Raw genomic sequence first — 2,532 nt, 5'->3', positions numbered from 1 at the left:
TGGGATTACTGGCATCGATAACAACGCTGTAGGTTACAACATTGGATTCTGTAGAGGGATTAAGTCTTATTTGTTGCACAGAGCCCTCAAATCGCTGATTAGGATGTGCATCAACAGAAAATTCAACCGGCATTCCAACAAGAATTTTTCCGATATCTGCTTCATCAACTCCAGCAATGATTTGCATTCTATCAAGATTATTGGCTATAATAAATAATGTGGGTGAGTTTAAGCTGGCTGCAACTGTTTGACCTTCATCGACAGCCCTAGAGACAATAACTCCATCAATAGGGCTGGTTATATGGGCATTGGCGAGGTTTTTTTCGGCTCTCTGTAAACTGAGTCTGGCATTGGCGAGGTTTTGTTGTGCTGTTTGAACGCGAAATCTTGCTTTTTTTAGATCGTATTCGGGACTCATATCACGTTCAAACAATTCGCTTTGTAGGTTAAAATCCAATTCAGCTTCTTCGAGAGAGGTTTGGGCTTTAACCAGATCCCCTCTAGCAGCTTCTAAAGACGTTGCCAAAATTTCAGTATCCAATTTGGCAAGCAAATCTCCTTTCCGTACTACATCGTTGAAATCCTTATAGAGTTTTTCGATTTTTCCACTAACTTCGGTACCTACATTCACCAAAACATATGGGTTTAATGAACCTGTAGCAGTAACAATTTCCCTTACAGAGCCCAAGCCTGGGCTATCAGTTCTCCATTGAGGGGCTCTTTTTGCCTTGCGATAATGCGATATTATAAGCACGGTTGCTATAATGACTATTACAATCAAGATGTATTTTATATATTTTTTCATTTTTACCATTTTCCTAAAATCTTGCGCGAAAGAAGATGATTTATCTCTTCTTGTTTCATTATTATCTGATATCGGTTAGCATTGTATTGAATATCTGCATCAATGTATTCTGTACGGGTTTTATCCAGTTCTAAGAGCTGAATGATACCCAAGCGATATCGCTCTTCAGCAATTTGTATTTGTTGAGAAGATTGTTCCAGCTTTTCAGAGTACAATTCGTCCAAGCGCAAAAGGTATTCTAGTTCTTGGACATAGTTGTTGTAGTTACGTAAACTTTGATCCTCTAGATCATCAATGTTTAGCTGAGTGTTTTGGCGCGAGATTTTTTGCCGAGTGCTGTTTTCTCTATTGGTAAAGAAATTCCAGATGGAATAGGAAAGATTTAAGCCAACACTATGGACAGTGCTGTAATTGTCAAAATCAAAATCTTCTCCGTAAACTCGGCGCGAGAATCCATAGGAAAGATTGATACGAGGGAGATAACTGAGTTTATTCTGAAATATGTTTAAGTCAATTTTTTTTAAGGATTGTTCCAATACCTTAATGCTAATAATATCTGCAGCACTATAAGGCGGTATTTCCTTTGCGATATCGATTTCTAAATCCGCAATAGGAAATCCCTCATCTTGCATATTCACCAGAGCAAAAAGCTTTGCCCGAGCATTAGCAATGGTATTGTTCAGTTTTATGATACTAATTTGCGAGTTCATAACGGCGATTTCACTTTGTTTTACTTCGAAAGGAGTGGTTTTGCCAAGTTGTTGAAGAACTTCGCTTTGCTCAAACACTCGAGTTTGAATAGCGAGGTTTTCTTCCAGTGCATTTTTTTGTTTTGTGGTAGAAAGCACTTCTAAATAGGCTTGCATTACCTGATAGACATAGTCAGAGTATCCTTGTTGAAGCTCCATATTAGCTTGGTCTCTATCCAATAAAGACTGTCTGTAGTTAAAATATGCGGGGTCGTTAAGACTGATAGTTTTACTTATTTCAAATCCAGCAGAATTAGTTAAACCACTATTGGGAGAGATTGGATCTAAATCTTTGTTTATGCCTGCATTTAAATCTGCACTGGGTAAAAGATCCCATTTTGCACTATTCAGCGCACTTTTTGCAGAAGTATTACTAAGGTTTTGTTTGCGGATTTGATAGCTATGTTCAAAACCATGATTAATCATTTGGTCCAGAGTGTATTCGTTTGCCATAAGCATCGCTGGCATCAGGAGAAAGAAAAACAGATAGCGTTTCATAAAGCCTCTTTATTTGAGTATTAATTTGTTCAAATTATTATCTTATTACCAAAAGTAAAGCAGATTCCTGCAATAAATCCTATTCAGAATAGCATTGATGTGCAAAAAAAACTGATCCTCATATTTATGCAAGGAAAATCCTTGCCCGAAAACTGAGGATTATAAAAATGGCTTTTAATTAAAAAAACTAAATAATAAGGAGCTTAACATGGCTTTTAACTTAAGAAACAGACACTTTCTCACCCTGATGGATTTTAGCCCGAAAGAAGTGCAATTTCTATTAGATCTATCCTTAGAACTAAAACGAGCGAAATATGCTGGAACCGAACAACAGAAGCTCAAGGGTAAAAACATTGCTCTCATCTTTGAAAAAGACAGTACCAGAACTCGTTGCGCTTTTGAAGTCGCTGCATTAGACCAAGGCGCTCACGTTACATATTTAGGTCCTACCGGTAGTCAAATGGGGAAAAAAGAATCTAT

The 2,532-nt window shown here is 37.4% G+C and carries 3 protein-coding genes; 1 reads left to right on the top strand and 2 read right to left on the bottom strand.

The genetic code is table 11. From position 1 onward, the window contains the following. Nucleotides 1–805 (bottom strand): efflux RND transporter periplasmic adaptor subunit (locus LHW48_05685; GenBank protein MCB5259951.1); only part of this gene is annotated, 805 nt, incomplete at its 3' end. Between the two features lie 2 nt (nucleotides 806–807). Next, the gene (locus LHW48_05680) at nucleotides 808–2,052 is read right to left on the bottom strand and encodes a TolC family protein (protein MCB5259950.1); all 1,245 of its coding nucleotides are present in this window, start codon (nucleotides 2,050–2,052) and stop codon (nucleotides 808–810) included. A gap of 208 nt (nucleotides 2,053–2,260) precedes the next feature. On the opposite strand from LHW48_05680, the gene LHW48_05675 reads away from it, so the two are divergent. Next, nucleotides 2,261–2,532, top strand: a 272-nt coding sequence (locus tag LHW48_05675) for an ornithine carbamoyltransferase subunit F (protein ID MCB5259949.1), incomplete at its 3' end; no start/stop codon positions are given.

The organism is Candidatus Cloacimonadota bacterium (genome assembly GCA_020532355.1).
GTDB lineage: Bacteria > Cloacimonadota > Cloacimonadia > Cloacimonadales > Cloacimonadaceae > UBA5456.
Note: the sequence above shows the minus strand (reverse complement) of the source record. Positions and strands in the feature narration are given on the sequence as shown.